The 18,870-nt window shown below is 70.9% G+C and carries 19 protein-coding genes; 11 read left to right on the forward strand and 8 right to left on the reverse strand.

Annotated features, from left to right (window positions below):
- Positions 1–58: 58 nt before the first annotated feature.
- Positions 59–1,606, forward strand: coding sequence for an acetaldehyde dehydrogenase ExaC (exaC, locus tag KZC50_RS04295; RefSeq protein WP_053546732.1), 1,548 nt, complete (start codon positions 59–61; stop codon positions 1,604–1,606).
- Positions 1,603–2,022, forward strand: coding sequence for a DUF779 domain-containing protein (locus KZC50_RS04300; RefSeq protein WP_310890720.1), 420 nt, complete (start codon positions 1,603–1,605; stop codon positions 2,020–2,022). The genes exaC and KZC50_RS04300 overlap by 4 nt, the downstream gene beginning before the upstream one ends.
- Positions 2,023–2,052: 30 nt before the next feature.
- On the opposite strand, the gene KZC50_RS04305 is transcribed toward KZC50_RS04300, so the two are convergent.
- From KZC50_RS04305 to KZC50_RS04325, 5 genes are all read right to left on the reverse strand, one after another.
- Positions 2,053–2,541, reverse strand: coding sequence for a hypothetical protein (locus KZC50_RS04305; protein ID WP_310890721.1), 489 nt, complete (start codon positions 2,539–2,541; stop codon positions 2,053–2,055).
- A 62-nt stretch (positions 2,542–2,603) separates the two neighbouring features.
- The gene (locus KZC50_RS04310) at positions 2,604–3,944 is read right to left on the reverse strand and encodes an HNH endonuclease signature motif containing protein (protein ID WP_310890722.1); all 1,341 of its coding nucleotides are present in this window, start codon (positions 3,942–3,944) and stop codon (positions 2,604–2,606) included.
- Between the two features lie 132 nt (positions 3,945–4,076).
- Positions 4,077–5,405: a glycosyltransferase family 2 protein gene (locus tag KZC50_RS04315; RefSeq protein WP_310890723.1), complete on the reverse strand. Its 1,329-nt coding sequence runs from the start codon at positions 5,403–5,405 to the stop codon at positions 4,077–4,079.
- Entirely contained in the window at positions 5,402–6,394 is a 993-nt protein-coding gene (locus KZC50_RS04320) for a hypothetical protein (protein ID WP_310890724.1), read from the reverse strand. Before KZC50_RS04320 ends, KZC50_RS04315 begins: the two co-directional genes overlap by 4 nt.
- Positions 6,391–7,326 (reverse strand): WcbI family polysaccharide biosynthesis putative acetyltransferase, encoded by a 936-nt coding sequence (locus KZC50_RS04325; protein ID WP_310890725.1) that lies wholly within the window; start codon positions 7,324–7,326, stop codon positions 6,391–6,393. The genes KZC50_RS04320 and KZC50_RS04325 overlap by 4 nt, the downstream gene beginning before the upstream one ends.
- A gap of 149 nt (positions 7,327–7,475) precedes the next feature.
- Here KZC50_RS04325 and KZC50_RS04330 point away from each other — a divergent pair, with 149 nt between their 5' ends.
- The 5 genes from KZC50_RS04330 (at position 7,476) to KZC50_RS04350 (ending at position 12,771) form a co-directional block, all read left to right on the forward strand.
- A complete protein-coding gene (locus KZC50_RS04330; protein ID WP_301134237.1) occupies positions 7,476–8,552 on the forward strand; it encodes a glycosyltransferase in 1,077 nt (358 codons plus the stop codon).
- Positions 8,549–9,694 carry a glycosyltransferase gene (locus KZC50_RS04335; protein ID WP_310890726.1) on the forward strand — a complete coding sequence of 382 codons (1,146 nt, stop codon included), beginning with the start codon at positions 8,549–8,551 and terminating at the stop codon, positions 9,692–9,694. The genes KZC50_RS04330 and KZC50_RS04335 overlap by 4 nt, the downstream gene beginning before the upstream one ends.
- Before the next feature lie 35 nt (positions 9,695–9,729).
- The gene (locus KZC50_RS04340) at positions 9,730–10,719 is read left to right on the forward strand and encodes a glycosyltransferase (RefSeq protein ID WP_310890727.1); all 990 of its coding nucleotides are present in this window, start codon (positions 9,730–9,732) and stop codon (positions 10,717–10,719) included.
- The gene (locus KZC50_RS04345) at positions 10,716–11,549 is read left to right on the forward strand and encodes a galactosyltransferase-related protein (RefSeq protein ID WP_310890728.1); all 834 of its coding nucleotides are present in this window, start codon (positions 10,716–10,718) and stop codon (positions 11,547–11,549) included. Before KZC50_RS04340 ends, KZC50_RS04345 begins: the two co-directional genes overlap by 4 nt.
- 121 nt (positions 11,550–11,670) lie before the next feature.
- Positions 11,671–12,771, forward strand: a complete 1,101-nt coding sequence (locus KZC50_RS04350; protein ID WP_310890729.1) for a mechanosensitive ion channel family protein — start codon at positions 11,671–11,673, stop codon at positions 12,769–12,771.
- Between the two features lie 18 nt (positions 12,772–12,789).
- On the opposite strand, the gene KZC50_RS04355 is transcribed toward KZC50_RS04350, so the two are convergent.
- Positions 12,790–13,953, reverse strand: a complete 1,164-nt coding sequence (locus KZC50_RS04355; protein ID WP_310890730.1) for a hypothetical protein — start codon at positions 13,951–13,953, stop codon at positions 12,790–12,792.
- 182 nt (positions 13,954–14,135) lie between these two features.
- Here KZC50_RS04355 and rpsF point away from each other — a divergent pair, with 182 nt between their 5' ends.
- The 4 genes from rpsF to rplI all read left to right on the forward strand — a co-directional run bounded on the left by rpsF (position 14,136) and on the right by rplI (position 15,810).
- Positions 14,136–14,492 carry a 30S ribosomal protein S6 gene (gene rpsF, locus KZC50_RS04360; RefSeq protein ID WP_053546836.1) on the forward strand — a complete coding sequence of 119 codons (357 nt, stop codon included), beginning with the start codon at positions 14,136–14,138 and terminating at the stop codon, positions 14,490–14,492.
- Positions 14,493–14,497: 5 nt separating this feature from the next.
- Entirely contained in the window at positions 14,498–15,010 is a 513-nt protein-coding gene (locus KZC50_RS04365) for a single-stranded DNA-binding protein (protein WP_053546746.1), read from the forward strand.
- 81 nt (positions 15,011–15,091) lie between these two features.
- Entirely contained in the window at positions 15,092–15,346 is a 255-nt protein-coding gene (gene rpsR, locus KZC50_RS04370) for a 30S ribosomal protein S18 (protein ID WP_005054609.1), read from the forward strand.
- Positions 15,347–15,357: 11 nt separating this feature from the next.
- Positions 15,358–15,810 (forward strand): 50S ribosomal protein L9, encoded by a 453-nt coding sequence (rplI, locus tag KZC50_RS04375; protein ID WP_053546747.1) that lies wholly within the window; start codon positions 15,358–15,360, stop codon positions 15,808–15,810.
- Positions 15,811–15,880: 70 nt separating this feature from the next.
- Here rplI and KZC50_RS04380 read toward each other — a convergent pair whose 3' ends face one another.
- Positions 15,881–17,299 carry a serine/threonine-protein kinase gene (locus tag KZC50_RS04380; RefSeq protein WP_310890731.1) on the reverse strand — a complete coding sequence of 473 codons (1,419 nt, stop codon included), beginning with the start codon at positions 17,297–17,299 and terminating at the stop codon, positions 15,881–15,883.
- A 143-nt stretch (positions 17,300–17,442) separates the two neighbouring features.
- A complete protein-coding gene (locus KZC50_RS04385) occupies positions 17,443–18,801 on the reverse strand; it encodes a hypothetical protein (protein WP_310890732.1) in 1,359 nt (452 codons plus the stop codon).
- Between the last annotated feature and the right edge of the window lie 69 nt (positions 18,802–18,870).

Here is an 18,870-nt window from a genome sequence, read left to right on the forward strand (position 1 = left end):
ACGCACCGCGCGACATCGCCCGTCGCGCCCCCTGTCGAAGAGGACACGAGGAGAGAGCATGACCATCGTCGAAGAAGGCGTCTCGAGCGTCTACGCCGCCCCCGGACAGCGCGGATCGGTCGCCGAGTACCGTTCCCGCTACGGCCACTACATCGGCGGCGAGTTCGTCGAGCCGGTGAAAGGCCAGTACTTCGAGAACATCTCCCCCGTCACGGGGAAGCCGTTCTGCGAGGTCGGCCGCGGAACCGTGGAAGACATCGACCGTGCCGTGGATGTCGCCTGGAAGGCGTTCGAGTCGTGGAAGCGCACGACGCCCGCCGAGCGCGCGGTGATCCTCAACAAGATCGCCGATCGCATCGAGGAGAACCTCGAGAAGATCGCCGTGGCCGAGACGTGGGAGAACGGCAAGCCCGTCCGCGAGACGCTCGCCGCCGACATCCCGCTCGCCGTCGACCACTTCCGTTACTTCGCCGGCGTTCTGCGGGCGCAGGAGGGGTCGCTCAGCCAGCTCGACGAAGACACCGTCGCGTACCACTTCCACGAGCCGCTCGGTGTGGTCGGGCAGATCATCCCCTGGAACTTCCCGATCCTCATGGCGACGTGGAAGCTCGCTCCGGCGCTCGCCGCGGGCAACTGCGTCGTCATCAAGCCGGCGGAGCAGACCCCGGCATCCCTGCTGTTCCTGTTCGAGATCATCGGCGACCTGCTGCCGGCGGGTGTGGTGAACATCGTCAACGGCTTCGGTATCGAGGCGGGGGCGCCGCTCGCGCAGCACAAGCGCATCCGGAAGGTCGCCTTCACCGGTGAGACCACCACCGGGCGCCTCATCATGCAGTACGCCTCGCAGAACCTCATCCCGGTGACGCTCGAACTCGGGGGCAAGAGCGCCAACGTCTTCTTCGACGACGTCGCGCGCGAGAACGACGCCTACTACGACAAGGCGCTCGAGGGTTTCACGTTCTTCGCGCTGAACCAGGGTGAGGTGTGCACGTGTCCCTCGCGTGCGCTCATTCAGCGGTCGATGTATGACCGATTCCTCGGTGACGGCCTCGACCGGGTGTCGAAGATCGTGCAGGGAAACCCGCTGGACCCGGCCACGATGATCGGTGCGCAGGCGTCGAACGACCAGCTCGAGAAGATCCTGTCGTACATCGAGATCGGTAAGGAGGGCGGTGCCAAGCTGCTCGCCGGTGGGGAGCGCGTCGACCTCGGCGGCGACCTCAGTGAGGGGTACTACATCGCTCCGACGGTGTTCGAGGGCACGAACGACATGCGGATCTTCCAGGAGGAGATCTTCGGTCCGGTCGTCTCTGTCACGTCGTTCGATGACTTCGACGACGCGATCCACATCGCCAACGACACCCTCTACGGTCTCGGTGCCGGTGTGTGGAGCCGCTCGGGTGACATCGCCTACCGTGCGGGTCGCGCGATCGAGGCCGGTCGCGTGTGGACGAACACCTATCACCAGTACCCGGCGCACGCGGCGTTCGGTGGCTACAAGCAGTCCGGCATCGGGCGCGAGAATCACCTGAAGATGCTCGATCACTACCAGCAGACGAAGAACCTGCTGGTGTCGTACGCCGAAGGCGCGATGGGCTTCTTTTGAGCACTGAGCCCACTCCGAGCAGGGTCGCCGTCACCGACGCGGCGGCGGCCCTGCTGCGCACCCTCACCGCTCAGCACGGGAAGCTGATGTTCCATCAGTCGGGCGGATGCTGTGACGGCAGCGCCCCGATGTGCTACCCGGTCGGGATGTTCCTGACCGGTCCGAGCGACGTCCTCCTCGGGACCATCGATGCCGGTCTCGACGATCCGATCGAGGTCTACATGTCGGAGTCGCAGTTCGAGTACTGGAAGTACACGCACCTCACCATCGACGTCGTTCCCGGCCGCGGTGCCGGTTTCAGCGTCGAGGGTCCGACCGGCATGCGGTTCCTCATCCGTTCGCGCATGCTGACCGACCCGGAGCTCATCCACTTCGGTCTGGCGCCCCGGACGGAGAGTCAGACCGAATCCCGCTAGGTCACTGGAGGTGCGACGTGTGGGTCGGCATCAGTAGTTACGGAGGGACAGTACGACGCCGGGGTGGAAGTGCGCGGCCGCTGAGTACGTTTCGCCGTTGACGACTGCCGACATGTGTGCCGTCGACGGAGTGCAGAACCGCTCCATGATGCCGATGAGAGTGTCGCCCTCCACGACGCGGTAGGTGAGGACCTGGTTGCCGACGGTCTCGAGGATCTCCCCGCTGGCGAAGACACTTTCGCCGTGGTCGGTGTACCGCTCGCAGCTGAGGTGCGACTTCGGCCGGTTCAACCAGTCGTCCTCGTTGCGCTCGACGTCGGTGGAAGAGCTGACGACCTCCGCCGTCGCGACATCGGCCCCGGCGACCCCCGGAGCGGCTGGGGAGAACATCTTGTCTACGCCGGCGGCCGTCGACGACACCGTCTGGCCGATCTGCGCGATCACGGGAAGCGCGACGGCACCAAGGGCCACTGCGACGACGGCCGATACCGTGACCGTGATCTTCTGAGCGCGGTTCATGCGCCCCAGCCTTGCACGCCTCGCGGGCCATCTTGACGCAGCTGGCGCGTCGGACGTCGAGATCAGAAGGGAGCGTTCGCGAGTTCCGGTTCCGGCTCGGGTTCGGGGTCGGGGAGGAACATCACTCGAGGTGGTGGGTCTTCGATGTAGACCGCCCCTGAAGGGGCGGTGAATCGCAGTCTTCCGCCGGGGAGTTGTTCGACGGTCCATCCCGCGGCATGCCTGGTCACGTGGTGGCGGGTGCAGCACGGGCCGAGGTTGTCGCCCTTGGTTTTGCCGCCCTTGCTGTACTCCTGGTGATGGTCGATCTCGGATCGCATCGCCGGTCGCCGGCAGCCGGGGAACGCGCACCGCACATACCGGGCCTGTAGGAACCTTCGGATGCCCGCGGTCGGGGTGTACCGATCGGTGGTGAGGACTTCGGCGGTGACGGGGTGCAGGAACACCCGGTCGAAGCCGGGAGCGTTGCCGGTGAGGATTCGCACCGTCGTCGGGTCGATGGCGCATTTGCCGTTCAGCTCCGCCCCACCCGACGTCGTGCCCGCGAGGGTTGTGGCCGGGATGCTGACCTGCACAGTGGCGCGGATCGCCCCGAGCCCTCCGCCGGTGGGGTCGATGGTCGGGGTGGCGGTGAGGAGCATGTCCATGAGCACGTCGGCGCGGATCTCATCCAGGCCGCGCTCGTCGAACCACACAGGCTCGCCCTCGTCCCGGACCGGCTGCCCGGCCGCCTCCCGCCGTGCCCGCAGGTCGGTCGCCTTGATTTCCCGACCCTGCTGGGTGGTGCGGTCGTAGATCCCGTGGATCTCCGACGACGGCCCGATCACACCGAGCATCGACATTCCGTCGCGCAGGTCTTCCACCCACACCCGGCGCTTGCACACCGCGACGTCATGCCGTTCCTGAACGGTGGCGGGGTTGAGCTTGTCCGCGACCTGCTGCGCGTAGGGCTTCACCCGCCCGACGGTCGTCTTCACCGCGTAGGCCAGCACGTCGTTCTCGTAGGCCGCTCGGGCCGCGGGATCGTGCAGCTCCGCGCCGAACTCGACGATCACCCGGGTGTGCGCCTTCTGGATCTTCCCGTCCCGCCATGCTTCCCACGTCGCGGTGAACTCCGTGTGGAGCCGGTGCCCCTCGAACAGATGCGTCTGCATCGTGCGGTCGTCGACGTGCACTGCCGGACCGAGCTCCGCGGCCATCGCCCGGAGAGGCATGTCGCGCTCCCTCGAGGTGGCCGAGGGGATCTTCGCGGTCTGCTCCTGCGTGTACGCGAACGCCTCGGCGTAGATCTCCGCCCGCTCGGCGAGGATCCTCGCCTCCGCCGCGAAGGACGCCTCCACGCGCTGCCGGAACGCCCGCGTCTTCCGACGGTGAGCCTCATCCGGCTCGAGGGGGTCGTTCATGGCTTCTCGTCTCGATCGCGTTCCGTTCCCTCAGTATAGAACAGAGCTACGACATTGACCAGAGCAGCAGAGGGAATTCTCGTACAAAAAGACGACGATCGAGACGCCCGCATCGACCGCGCCGCAGGTCGCTCAGACGAACGCGTCGAGCGAACCCCATCCGCCGACGTAGGCCTCGACGTGCGGATCCGGCCGCAGCGGATGGATGCCGGGAACCCGTCGCCGCACCGAGGTGAATCCGACCTCGGTGCACAATCGCGCCGCGCGACGTTCTGCGCGACGGGAGCGCAGAACCCCGCCGCTCGACTCCACCTCGATGGTCCCGACCTCTCCGCTTCCGAGCGCCGCGAGGCACTCCGCGAGACCCGCCGCATCGTCGACGAGCATCGGCCGGTCAAGCGTCCACGTCACCCGCGCATCCACGGCGCCGCCCCCCGACTCGCCCCCGTCCCGCACCCGCACCCGCGCATCCGACCGCAGCGCCTCGACCGCCGGCTCCGCGTCGAGCACGACGACCGCGTGCGGGAACGTCGCGAGGATCGAATCGACGCACACGAACAGGGACGCGTCGCTGTGCTCGCCGGTGAGGTGCACGGCGAGATCCGGCACGCTCCGCCGCACCCCGAACCCCGCCGAGCCCGACACCGGAACGGATGCCGCGAGCCGCAGCGTCTGCGCATTGGCGCGCTCGCGGTCCGACCCCTCGCGCCCTGCCCATTCGGGTCCGTCGTGCCAGGCGATGGCATCCGGAACGTGCGCCAGCATCGCGCCCGCCTGCCACGCCCGGTGCGCCCACTCCCAGTCCTCGCCGCCGTACGCGGTGAAGGATTCGTCGAAGCCACCCACGTCGTCGAAGAGCCGCCGGGAACACGCGATCACCGCGCCGATGACATACCGATACGAGCGGTCGTCGGCGTCGAGCAGATTCCGCGACCGCGCGTAGGCATCGGCGAGCCACGCGGGTTCGGCGAGCTCGCGCCCGCGGACGGCCTCCGCGACCGGCGTCTGTACCGGCACCCCCGCCAGGTCGGCGTGGCGCCGTCGGCCCACTGTGACGGCATCCGGAAGCAGAGCGGGAAGCCGGGTCAGCGCGGAGATGTACCCCGGCTCGGGCGCGGTGTCGGCGTCGAGGAAGCACAGGATGTCGCCGGTGCTCGCGCGGACGCCGAGGTTCCGCACCGCTGCGAGGCGGAACCCGCGATCCTCCTGCCGGACGACCCGCACCCTGGCGGGAACGCTGACCGGGTGCGGCGACCCGTCGTCGGCGACGATGATCTCGAGCCGATCGGCGGGGTGGTCCTGCGCGGCGAGCGCCGCGAGCGTCCGCGCGAGCTCGTCGGGCTGGTCGTAGTGGGCGACGATCACCGACACCCGAGGTGGCGTGGCCGGGCGCGCGTCGCCCACGAGATCCCATCGGTTGCCGGGCACGATCCCCGACGCCACCGGGCCGCCACCGGTCACGTCAGCTCTCCCCACCACGCCCGGTACGCAGCGGCGACGTCGCGCGCGTCCATCGGCAGCGGCGCGACCCCGTGCCACGTGGTCTCCGGTTGATCGATCGCCGAGCGGATGCCGTCGGCCAGGCGATCGGCCGCCGTCACCGCGATGGTCCCCGGCCGGAGCGCCGCCATCTCGGTGATGTACCGGTTCTCGACGGCGACCGGGCGGCGTCCCCACGCGATCCACGACGACAGCGAGCCGGACGCGGACACGTGCCGATGCGCGATCACCGGGACAGACACCGCGCGGCAGCGCGCCGCCATCGCCTCGTCGTCGAGCCACCCGGTGACCTCGACCTCGACGCCCGACGCCGCGGCACGCGCGACGAACGCCGCGAGATCGTCGGCGTGCCCGTCGGACGCGCGCCCGAGGACCGTCAGTCGCGTCACCCCGGCCTCGGCCGCCGCCTCGGCCGCCTCATCGTGCCCCTTGCCGGGATAGAAGTAGCCGAGCACCCCGACGGATCCGTCCGCACCCGGGCGTTCCCCGGAGGCCGGCGCGCCCACGGGAAGCGGGATGACCGCGACGGCCCCATCCCACACGCCGTGCTCGGCGAGGAGCGCGCGTTCGTGTGCGCTGTTGACGGCGACCCCCCGGGCGCGCGCGGCGACCGCCGCGTACACCGCGCGGCGCCGCGGCAGGTTGCGCTCGCCGTCGGACTCCTGCGGCACATCGTGCAGGGTCACGGAGATCGGATGCCGATCGGCGACCGCCTCGAACGCGGTGAGCGCCTCCTCCAGGCTCCCCGCCCAGAGCCGATCGGTGAACTGCGCGTGGAGAGGAACGCCCGGCGGGATACGGGCAAGGTCGCCCCGGGCACACACCGTCACGCCGGGATCGAGGGCTGTCACCGCGTGCGCGAACGCCCGCCCGTGCACCGCGACGCCGTGCGGACCGGGATCGGTGACGATCACCGGGGCAGCCCCGCCCCGCGCAGCCCGCGCGGTCACGCGGTCCTCCAGCGGCGTACGAGTGGCGCGAGCCGCGCCATCGCGGCGTCGACGAAGCCGGGGTGCGCGGCGTACCAGGCCCGATGCGCCTCGCGCACGGCATCCGTCGTCACCGGCGCCCCGTCGACGAGCCAGTGATCGCGCGGGGCGTCGAGCAGGTCCCACGCCTCCACGATCCAGGACTCGAGCGGCGCCCGCACCGACGCGAGGAGCGGGCGACTGGGATCCGCTGGTTCCCCCTCGAGGCCGAGGGCATCGATCACGCGCGCGGCCAGCGGAAGCCACACGGCGTTCCCGGGGTGATTGACCGTGCGCATGTGGTCGGCGGTGAGCGGCGAGAACAGGTCCGACACGGGGACGTCGATATCGGCCTCGCGGCGTCGGAGCTCGGCGAGGGCGTCGTCGGCGACGGCCCGAACGCCGTCGGGCGGAAGCATCGGCCCCATCGGTGAGCCCGCCACCTCCGCGAGCAGACGCACGTCGTGGTACGCCACGAGCGGCGGGTCGCCCTCCACTCCGGGTACGCGGATCGCCGCCTGGAACGGGTGCAGTCCGGTGAAGCGCACGGACGGGACCGTGACCAGTCGCGCGCCCGCGGCGAGCGACCCCGCAAGCTGCGCGGTGCCGAGCGGCAGATCCCGGTAATCGTGGCGGATCGGCTGGCTGACGACGTACGCGGCGTGAGAGACGACCTCGTGCAGGCGGTCCGCCTCGGCCGCCGACATCTCGTGCACCGGCGGCACGCGCACGAGGGGTCGCCCGGGCGCATCGAGCACGATGCGCAGCGACTCGGCCTGGCAGTTGCCGACCACGACACCGAAGCGCGCGGGGAGCGGATCGAGCCCGAAGAAGGCGCCGTAATGCCTTCTCCGCCCTAGCATCGCGGAGTCGATCTCCGCAATCCCGTAGGGGATATCCGTGGCGCCGCTCATGATGTGAAACCTACCTCGCCGGTTCCGGCGTCCCCCTTTTCCCCTTGCGGATTGCGGTCTGTCCGACCGTGCGCTAGAGGTGGGCGGCGCGCGGGTCCGGCGCGCAGGAAGGAACAGACATCACACTCCGCAGTCCCTCTCGGATCCGGGTGGCCTCCGTGCCGTCGCAGCACCCCTACGTCCGGGCCGCGGTCGACCCGGCCACGGTCGACCTGCTGCCCGATCCGCCCGTACCCGGAGCACCCGCCGGGCAGTGGTGGCCGCCGCAGACGGTGACCCCCGCGTGGATCGACGCCAACGCGACCGAGTTCGACATCCTGCATCTCCACTTCGGGCTCGAGTCGTTCGACAGCGACGAGATCGCCGCCGGCCTCGCCGCCGCGCGCCGGGCCGGGCGCCCGGTGGTCTACACCGTGCACGACCTCGACAACCCCCAGCTCACCGACCAGGCGCCGTACCGCGCGATCCTCCACACGCTCGTCCCGGCCGCCGATCACCTCATCACGCTGACGGATGCCGCGGCCGACGAGGTCCGCCGACGCTGGAACCGCGAGTGCACCGTCCTCCCCCACCCGACCGTGCTGACCGGAGAACCGGACGCGCCGACAGGCACGCACGCGACCGACTCGCCCGTCACGGATGCCGCGTCCCCCGTCCGCGTCGGCGTGCACGTGCGCGACCTCCGTCCCAACATCGACGCCCTCGGGGCGGTGCGGGCCCTCGCCGTCGTCGCCGATCTCGTCGGCGCCGAGGTCGACGTCGTCGTCCTCATGAACGACCGGGTCCGCGACACGGCGCTCGCGGAGCGGGTCATCGCGACGGCCGGCGATCGGGTCCGCATCGAACGCGTCGGCCGGCTGTCCGACGCCGCCGTCGAGCGATGGATCGCGCAACTCGACCTGTTCGTGCTTCCCTACCGTCACGGCACCCACTCCGGCTGGGTCGAGCTCTGCTGGGATCTGGCGACGCCCGTCGCCGGCACGCCCGTCGGGAGCGTCGGGGCACAGCATCCGTCCGACTTCCTCGCGATCGACCTCGACCGCCCGGAGACCCTTGTGGCGGCGGTCGACGAGGCCCGTCGCCGCCGGTCGACGAACCGGCGCGACGACGTGCAACGTCGTCGTCACGACCGCCTCGCCGAGCGGGAGACCGTCCGCGACGCGCACACCGCGCTCTATCGCGACGCCCTCCAGCGCGTCGCGCGAGCCGAGCGGTGGAGCGCGTGAGCGTCGCGCGGATCCCCCTTCGCGTCCTGCTCGTCGCTCCGGAACGACACGCGCTGCGCCAGCCGCACGCCGGAGGGCTCGAGGCCGTCGTCTGGAATCGCGCGCGGTGGCTTCGCAGCCGCGGCCACGAGGTCGTGCTGTGCGCGGCCGCGGGGTCCGACCTGCTCGGCCCGAACCCCTCGCTTCACCTGCCGAGCCCACGCTGGACGCGCGCGGCCGACGCCTCCGACAGCGAGTACCCCGAAGGACACCGGCGGGCGATGGCGGCGGCGTTCGCCCGCGTCGCCGACCACATCGCCCGCGACGGAGGCATCGACGTCGTCGACAACCACAGCCTGCACGGCGCGCCGGTGCGGTGGAGTCGCACGCTCGGCATCCCGGTCGTCACGACGCTGCACACCCCGCCGCTGCCCGACATGGTCGTCGCCGCCGCCGCCCTCAGCGGCGCACCCCACCGATTCCTCGCCGTCAGCCAGTACACCGCGCAGGCGTGGTCGGCCGAGGGTATCGATGCCATCGTGATCCCCAACGGCGTCGACACCGACCACTGGACGGCAGGTGCGGGCGGCTCGGACTGGGTGTGGTCCGGACGCATCGTCCCCGAGAAGGCACCCCACCTCGCCATCCGAGCGGCGTGCGCCGCAGGTGCCCGTATCGTCCTGGCCGGACGCATCGGCGACGAGGGGTACTTCGCGCGTGAGGTGCGCCCCCTCCTCGGGCCGGACGCGCGCTACGCGGGCGCTCTGCGCCAGCCCGAACTGAACGCGCTCGTGGGCGCGGCGGCGGTCGCGCTGGTGACCCCGGTGTGGTCGGAGCCGTTCGGCCTCGTCCTCGCCGAAGCCCTCGCCACCGGCACGCCGGTCGCGGCGTTCGACTCCGGCGGCATCCGCGAAGTCCTGTCCCGGATGCCCGGGACCGCAGTCGTCCCGGCCGGCGACGTCGTCGCCCTCTCGCGGGCCGCGTCTGCGCTCGCGGCGGCGGGCGCCGACATCGCGACCCGGCGCGCGGTCCGCCGCGCCGCCGAGGCGCGTTACTCGCTCGCGCACCGACAGCGCGAGGTCGAGCGGGTGCTCCTCCACGCGGCATCCGATGCTCCTCATCGCGGTCTCGCCGCCGAAGCCGTCGCGCAGGTCGGCGCATGATCGGCTGGTACGTCCACCATCACGGGTTCGGACACATGACCCGCATGCGCGCAGTGCAGCCGTACCTCACCGAACCCGTCACGGTGTTCTCCAGCCTCGCGGCCCCCGAGGGGCTTCCCACCGACATCACCTGGGTGCGGCTCGACGGCGACGCGGACCCGATCCCCACGCCCGACGGCGGGGAGGTCGATCCGGCGCAGCTCGATCCGACGGCGCGGGGTGCCCTGCACTGGGTGCCGCTCGGACATCCCGGGCACCGCGCGCGCCTCGCGACGATCGCGCAGTGGATCGCCGGGAACGACGTGTCGACGTTCGTCGTCGACGTCAGCGCCGAGGTCACCGCATTCGTGCGCCTCCTCGGGGTCCGGACGGTCGTGATGGCCCAGCCCGGAGACCGCACCGACGCGCCGCACCGACTCGCCTACGACCTCGCCGACCGGATCGTCGCCCCGTGGGCGGAGGGCGTCATCGACGCCGCCGCGCTGCGCGACCGCGGTGACCGCGTCGCCTACGTCGGGGGCATCTCGCGCTTCGACGGTCGCGTCTCCGGCGCGAGGAGCGAGGATCCCGCGCGCGGCGCGAACCGTGCCCTGTTCCTCGGCCGGACCGTGGACGTCACGCGGCTGGAGGCGACGGTCGCCGCCCTGCACGCGCGGGGGTGGCTCACCGACCTCGCGGGCGCTCGGGATGACGGTGATCGCGTGGACGACGTGTGGTCGGCGCTCCGGCGGAGCACAGTCGTGGTCAGTGCCGCCGGGCAGAACAGCATCGCCGACCTCGCCGCCGCCGGCGTCGCCGCGGTCGTCATCGCGCAGGACCGGCCCTTCGATGAGCAGCGGCACACCGCGCGGGTCATCGCCGCCCGCGGCCTCGCGCTCACCGCACCCGACACCGTCTCCTCCGACGATCTCGCCGACCTGATCGAGCGGGCCGCGACATGCGTCTCCGGCGCGCCCGACTGGACGTCGTGGCGCGTGACCGGCGCCGCGCAGCGTGCCGCCCGGGCCATCGAGGAGGCGTCATGACGACGCGGGTGGCCGTCATCACGACGGCCTCGTCCGCGCGCCTCGCGCACCTGCACCGGCAGCGGCGCTTCCTGCGCGAGGCGCAGAGCGAGACGTCCGCCGCCGGGATCGACCTCCTCCGCATCGAGGTCTGGCTCGACGACGCGGCGCCGCACGAAGTCGGGAACGCCACCGTCCTCCACCTCCCACCCGGCGCCCACGGGATGCGGGTCGGCGCCGCGCGCAACGCCGCCGCCCGCCGCGCGATCGAGGCCGGCGCAGACCTGCTCCTCTTCCTCGACGTCGACTGCCTGCCCGGACCCGATCTCCTGCCTCTCTCCACGGATGCCGCGCGCCGGCGCCCCGACGACCTCCTCGCGGGCCCGGTGACCTACCTCGCCAGCGTGCAGCGCCCGAACGCGCTCGCCGACCTCCCCGCCCTGACCCGCCCGCACCCCGCACGGCCCGATCCGGCTCCCGGCGCCCTGGCCCACGCCGCGCCGACGGACTACGCGCTCTTCTGGTCGCTCTCCTTCGCGGTCACCCCGCGGGTATGGGAGCGGATCGGCGGATTCGACGAGGCCTACGAGGGCTACGGCGCCGAAGACACCGACTTCGCGTTCCGCGCCCGGGAGCGCGGCGTGGCCCTCACCTGGGTCGGCGGAGCGCACGCGTACCACCAGTGGCATCCATCGGGGACGCCGCCGTGGCGCCACCTCGACGACATCCTCCGCAACGGCCGGATCTTCGCCGAGCGCTGGGGCACGTGGCCGATGGAGGGCTGGCTGGAGGCGTTCGCAGCGGCGGGCGCGATCGAGCGCGACGGCGACGGGTGGCGCCGGGCGTCGTGACGCGCGCCTCGCACGCCGCCTCACGGCGTGTCTGTTCGCGTCGCGCGATATCGCCGCCGTCCGCTTGCCCCCTCCCCGGGGCGGGGCTCTACCGTGGACGCATCACCCCGGAAGGACACGCGTGACCGAAGAGATCGAGCAGAACTGGCAGACCTGGACCGGATTCGCCATCGTCGCGGGCGCCGCCCTGGCCGTCGTGATCGCGGTCATGGTCGTGGTCGCCGTCGCCCTGAACCTGATCGGGCGGCGCAAGAGCTGGGCGAGCCGGCTCAGTGAACGCGTGCGGTGGCCGTTCCGGATCACCCTGCTGATCCTCGCGCTCGCGGTCTCGATGTCGGCGCTGCCGGTGGACGACGACCTCCGCGGCGGACTGACGCACGTCTTCGGCATCCTGATCATCATCTCGGGGGCCTGGCTGCTCGCTCAGCTGTTCCTCTTCTTCATCGACAGCGGCAGCCAGCGCTACCGCCTCGTCGAGAGCGACACGTTCTCGGCCCGCAAGATCCGCACGCAGCTGCAGATCGTCCGACGCCTTGTGATCGTGGTGATCGTGGTCGTCGCGGCCGGAGCGATCCTCATGACCTTCGACGCGGTGCGTGCGGTCGGCGCGAGCGTCCTGGCGTCGGCCGGCATCGCGTCGATCGTCGCGGGCCTGGCCGCCCAGTCGGTGCTGAGCAACCTCTTCGCCGGGGTGCAGCTCGCCTTCAGCGAGGCGATCCGCGTCGGCGACGTCGTCGTGGTCGAGGGCGAGTTCGGTCGGATCAACGAGATCACCCTCAGCTACGTCGTCCTGGAGCTGTGGGATCAGCGGACCCTCGTGCTCCCCTGCACCTACTTCACGACCAATCCCTTCGAGAACTGGACGAAGCTCGGCCGGGCGCTCCTCGGCACGGTCTACTTCGATCTGGACTGGCGCGTGCCGGTCGAGCAGATGCGCGGTGAGCTCGAGCGGATCCTCACCGAGACCGAGCTGTGGGACCGCGCGTCGCACAGCGTGCAGGTGACGGATGCCGTCGGCGGGATGCTGCAGGTGCGCGTCGTCGTGAGCGCCAGCGACTCCGGCCAGCTCTGGGATCTGCGGTGCCTCGTGCGCGAGAAGCTCGCCGAGTGGGTCCGCACCGCTCACCCCGAGGCGCTCCCCCTGCAGCGCGTGCAGATCGGCGAGGAGCCCTCAGGGGCCGGCGCGATGCGGGTGCGCGAGCAGCCGATCCCCGAAGCCTGAGCGGGACTGGGTTGAGCGCTACAAGGCGTTCCAGACCACCTCGAGCAGCCAGAAGAGCACGAGGCCGACGACGGCGACGATCGACAGCCACGAGAAGCGGCGTCGCAGTCGCTTTCCGGGAGCGGCGACGCCGGGCGGCGGGCGAAGCCCCTCCAGGGGTGTCGCGAACGGCAGCGAGTCGTGCGCGGGAGCGCCGGCGGCGCCGGCCGCACGTTCCGCGGCCAGACGGTCGTCGCGCCACCGCGCCCACTGGTCGAGCTTGTCCAGCAGCGCGCCGACCGCCGAGAAGAGCCACGCCCACGTCGCCGGATCGAGCGTCGAGAACGAGCGGTGCGAGTAGAGGAACAGCCAGTCGTCGACGATCTCGACGTCGAGGGCGGCGGCGTTGTCGATGAAGCGCGCCATGACATCCGGCGTGAACAGGTACAGCGCATCCCGCTCGTACCCGGTCGGGCAGTACAGCGAGAAGTAGCGGTCGAAGTCGCCCTCGAGCCCCAGGCGCTGCTCCTTCTCGAACGACTGCGGGAGGTTCGAGCCGAACAGCCCGTTATTGCCCACGGCGTCCAGGACGATGTGCGGCAGCGGAGTGTCGAGCTTCACCGCCACGTACCCCCAGCGGTGGGTGCGACTGTTCTTCCCCGATCCGGTCGTGTAGCGGTAGTTGCCGAACTCGACCCATCGCGGGCGCTCGCCGCGCAGGACGTCGTCGGCGCTGCGGGCACGACCGAGCGAGAAGATCATGCCCGGCAGCGGCGGCGCCGACACCTCCCCCACGAAGCTCATCCCGTTCGCCTGCGCGAAACGGTCGAGGCGGTACGCGCGGGCGGCCGATCCGAAGTACGTGCGGTAGACGATCACCACCACGGCGCCCACGAAGGCAGCGATCGCAAGCACCGGGATGCCCACGCCCACCAGGACGAGCAGGACGTCGGTCAGCGCGCCGCTTCCCATGCCGAAGAAGACCGACAGCACCGCGGAGAGGATCGTCGCGCCGATCCACACGAAGAACCCGGCGAACACGACGGCGAGGATCACGCCGACGATCTGCGGCATCCGGAATCCGCCCGTCGACGCGCCCCGCTCCCGCCGCGCCGCCGCGTGCGCGCGCACGGCGGCGCGGTCGACCGGGTCGGTCAGCGGGCGGGGATCGAACACCCCGGTCGGGGACGGTGACGCGGTCACGACGGCATCCTTTCGCGCGGGGAAGGCATATCCGCTACCATAGGAGGGTTGTCCGCATGACCGTGCACTCGCGCGCGTCCTCGGATGACGTGCAACACACCCTCCTGCTGTCGGGAAATGCCCGGCAGCCGTTCTAGTCCGAAGGAGGTGGGTTAGTGACGCACTCGCACCAGTACGAGCTCATGCTCATCCTGAACCCCGAGATCGACGAGCGCCAGGTTCCCGTGGCCCTCGACAAGTTCCTCAAGGTCATCACGACCGACGGTGGCACGATCGAGAACATCGATATCTGGGGTCGTCGCCGCCTGGCGTACGAGATCCAGAAGAAGAACGAGGGCATCTACGCCGTCGTCAACTTCACCGCCACCAGCGCGACGACCGCCGAGCTGGACCGTCAGCTGAACCTCAACGAGCAGATCATGCGCACCAAGGTCCTCCGGGCCGAGGAGGCCATCGCGCAGGTCGCCGCTGAGAAGGAGCGCGCCGAGGCCAAGGCCGCCCGTAAGGCTGCCGCACCCGCCAAGGCTGCGAAGGCCTGAGTCCGATGGCCGGCGAGACGATCATCACCGTGGTGGGAAACCTCACGGCTGACCCCGAGCTGCGGTACACGCAGAACGGGCTGCCCGTCGCGAACTTCACGATCGCGTCGACGCCGCGCACCTTCGACCGTCAGGCCAACGAGTGGAAGGACGGCGACGCGCTGTTCCTCCGCGCGAGCGTGTGGCGCGAGTTCGCCGAGCACGTGGCCGGTTCGCTGACGAAGGGCTCCCGCGTCATCGCGACCGGTCGTCTGAAGCAGCGCAACTACCAGGACCGCGAAGGCAACAACCGCACCTCGATCGAGCTCGAGGTCGACGAGATCGGCCCCAGCCTGCGTTACGCGACCGCCCAGGTCACGCGTGCGTCGGGTGGCGGCGGTCAGGCCCGTCAGGCGCAGGTCGCCGACGAGCCGTGGTCGACCCCCGGTTCGGCCGGCGGCAACAGCAACTCCGGCAACGCCGGCGGGGCTGACGCGTGGAGCGCTCCCGGCACCTACGGCGACGACACCCCCTTCTGATCCCTCGATCGCACGATCGACAGATCACCGGATGCGTCGCGTCGAGGCATCCGATCTCCCTCTTGAAGTAAAGGAACACACATGGCTGGAAAGGCAACCGGCGACCGCCGCAAGCCGCGGAAGGGCGCGAAGAACGCCGCTCCCGCGAAGGCGATCCGCGTCGGCGTCATCGACTACAAGGACGTCGCCACTCTTCGCAAGTTCATCTCGGAGCGCGGGAAGATCCGCGCCCGTCGTATCACCGGTGTCTCGGTGCAGGAGCAGCGTCTGATCGCCAAGGCGATCAAGAACGCGCGCGAAATGGCGCTCCTGCCTTACGCCGGCGCTGGCCGCTAAGGAGAACCGACATGGCAAAGCTCATCCTCACCAACGAGGTCGTCGGGCTCGGTGGCGCCGGCGACGTTGTCGAGGTCAAGAACGGGTACGCCCGTAATTACCTCATCCCCCAGGGCTTCGCAGTGGCGTGGTCGCGCGGTGGCGAGAAGCAGGTCGCGTCCATTCGCGCCGCTCGCGACGCCCGCGTGATCCACGACCGCGAAGAGGCCGTGGCTCTGAAGAACACGCTCGAGTCGAACAAGGTCCGTCTGGCCGTCAAGGCCGGCGCCGAGGGTCGTCTGTTCGGTTCGGTCAAGACCGCCGACGTCGCCGACGCGGTCAAGACCGCCGGCCTCGGCGAGCTCGACAAGCGCAAGATCCACATCACCTCCCCGATCAAGTCGGTGGGCGAGCACGAGGCGACCGTTCGCCTCGCGGAAGACCTCACCGCCGTGATCACGCTCCAGGTCGTCGCCGCGAAATAATCAACGACGGCTCGGCAGAGCAGAACGGATGCCGCGGACCTTCGGGTCCGCGGCATCCGTCGTTCTCGGATCAGGGCTTGCCGTTGCCCTTCTCCTCCTTCTTCTCGTTCCCTTTGCCGGAGTTGTTGCCCGGGCCACGGTTGTCGTTCTGGGGCTGCTCCTCGACGACGGGCTGTTCCTCCACGACGGGCTGTTCCTCCACGACGGGCTGTTCCTCTACGACCGGCTGCTCCTCCACCACGTCAGGAGCCGCCGGGGCAGGGGACTCCTCCACCACCGCGGTGTCCTCCGGATCAGTCTCTTCCGCCGGCACCTCCACGGCGGGAGCGGGCGTGCTCGCGGGGACGGGGGTGCCGGCGGCGTTGCCCCACCAGATCCCCCCCACCGTGAGGATCGCCGCGACGACTCCCGCTGCGATGCCGATGGGGACGATCGCCGGACGGCGGCGTCGACGTTCCCGCTTCGCCGCTGGTGCGCCTCCGGGCGATGCGGGCGTGGGTGAGGGCATGACGGCGGTCCGGCCCGTCTCCGAGCGTGTCTCGTTGGCGCCGGCCGCGACATCCGCCGGGACCGCAGGGATGGCCGGGATCCGACGCGCACCGGGCATCGGTACGGTGTCCTCCGAGCGGGCGAACGCCGCAGCATCCGTGGGCAGCGCCTCCGCGGTCATCAGGACCTCGAGCGCCGTCGGCCGCGCGCCCGGGTCGGTGGCGGTCATGCGCTCGATGAGCGTCCGCCAGTCGTCGGGGAGGTCGGCGGGGATCTCCGGCGCCGAGGTCAGGCGCGCGGTGAGCGCGGCGATTCCCTCCGCGCCGTCGAACGCCCGCTTCCCGGTCAGGGATTCGAGCAGCAGGAGGCCGAACGAGTACACATCGGCGGGAGGCGCGGGCGGGGCGCCCTGGGCCTGCTCCGGAGCGAGGTAGGCCATGGTGCCGACGACGAGACCGGGGTTGGTGAGGCGCTCGGAGTCGAGCAGATGAGCGATCCCGAAGTCGGCGAGCTTGGCGCGCCACGTGCGTCCGGGGCGTGATGAGCGCGTGAGGAGGACGTTTCCGGGCTTGATGTCGCGGTGGATGATGCCCGCGTCGTGCGCGTAGTGGAGGGCGTCGGCGATGTCGACCGCCACGCCCGCCAGCTCCGTCGGGTCGATCGGACCCTGCGCGATCAAATCGCGGAGGGTCAGGCCCGGGATGTATTCGATGACGAGATAGCCGCCGGCGTCGTCGTCGATCCGGGCATCGAACAGCGTCACCAGGGCATGGTGATTGAGGGAGGCCAGAAGGCGCGTCTCCGACCGGGCCCGTTCGATGACTTCGGCGTCGCCGGCGGCACCGCGAAGCACCTTCACCGCGACAGTGCGTTCGAGCGTGCGGTCGTGAGCGCGGAACACCTTGGCCATCCCACCCTCGCCGACGAGCTCGAGGAGGGTGTACCGGCCGTCGAGGGTGGTGCCGATCTGCGGGTCGTGATGCGACGGGGGATTCGTCATCGACGACTCCTCTCTGCGATCAGGTGCGCGCGCACGAATACCGATCCACGTTACGGGGTGGATCGGTTCCGGTCACGGGGGTTGCGCGCGGGCGTCGGGATCGGGGAGGGCCGGCTCAGGCGGTGCCGACCCTCCCCGCCCGTTCAGACGGTGCGTCGACGGGTGGCGGTCGCGACCACACCCGCGAGCATGAGCAGCACAGCCAGCGGGATCAGGACGATCGGCAGCTCAGCGACCCCGGTCGCCGCCAGTATCGACCCGGATCCGGATGCCGCACTCGCCGGCATGCCGGTCGGCATCGCCGCGCCCGCAGGTGTGCCCGGAGTGCCCGAGCCACCGGGGGCACCGGGGGTTCCGGGTGTGCCGGGAGCACCGGGCGTGCCGGGCGTTCCAGGGGTGCCGGGGGCACCGGGGGTTCCGGGTGTGCCGGGAGCACCGGGCGTGCCGGGCGTTCCAGGGGTGCCGGGCTCACCGGGGGTTCCGGGGGTGCCCGGAGTTCCGGGGGTGCCGGGCGTTCCAGGGGTGCCGGGCTCACCGGGCGTTCCGGGCTCGCCAGGCGTTCCCGGGGTACCGGTCACGGCGCCGATGGTGGTGGCGTCTCCGATGACGGAGACGGCGTTGCCGCCGGCGGTGAGGGGTGCGGTGATGGGGGCGAGGATCTGGGTGCCGCCGAGGATCGAGTCCGATCCGTTGGTGATGCCGAGAAGTCCGCCTTCGCTGTGTCCGTTCCCGTTGGTGCCGCCGATGGTGGTGGAGTCCACGGTGGTGGCGTCTCCGATGACGGAGACGGCGTTGCCGCCGACCGTGACGGGTGCGGTGATGGGGGCGAGGATCTGGGTGCCGCCGAGGATCGAGTCCGATCCGTCGGTGATGCCCAGGAGTCCGCCTCCGTGTCCGGTGGTGCCGCCGGTGGTGGTGGAGTCCACGGTGGTGGCGTCTCCGATGACGGAGACGGCGTTGCCGCCGACCGTCACGGGTGCGTCCACGGCGACGATGCCCTGGGTCCCGCCGAGGATCGAGTCCGACCCGTCCGTGACCCCGACCACCGGAGCGTCGGCGACGGGCTCCGCCGTAGGCTCCTGCGCGACCGGTGCCGCGGGCGCGGCATCCGTTCCCGTGTCGGCATCGACCGTCGTGGCGTCCCCGGTCACCGACACGGCGTTGCCGCCGACGGTGACCGGAACATCGACGTCGATGATCGCCTGCGAACCGCCTCCCACACTGTCGTGACCGCTGGTCTCGGCCACGACCGGCGCCGGTTCGGCGGTGGGTGCTGCAGTCTCCGCGTCGACCGACGTCGCGTCGCCGATGATCGAGAGGGCGTTGCCCCCGATCGTGACGGGGAGATCGACGTTCAGAACGGCCTGGGTGCCCGAGAGCAGCCCGTCTTCGCCGGTCGTGTCTCCGAGGAGCTCGACGGCGTTCGCCGCCGCGCCGCCGGCGAGGGTGATCCCGCCGGCCAGAAGCGTGCCCCACAGGGCGCGCGTGAGCATGGTGTTCATGGTTGTCTCTCCTGAAAGTTGACTGATCTGAGCGCGCATCGGCGCGCGATGGATGCGGTGCCGCAACGG

The organism is Microbacterium aurantiacum (genome assembly GCF_031625015.1).
In the GTDB taxonomy this organism is placed as follows: Bacteria; Actinomycetota; Actinomycetes; order Actinomycetales; family Microbacteriaceae; genus Microbacterium; species Microbacterium aurantiacum.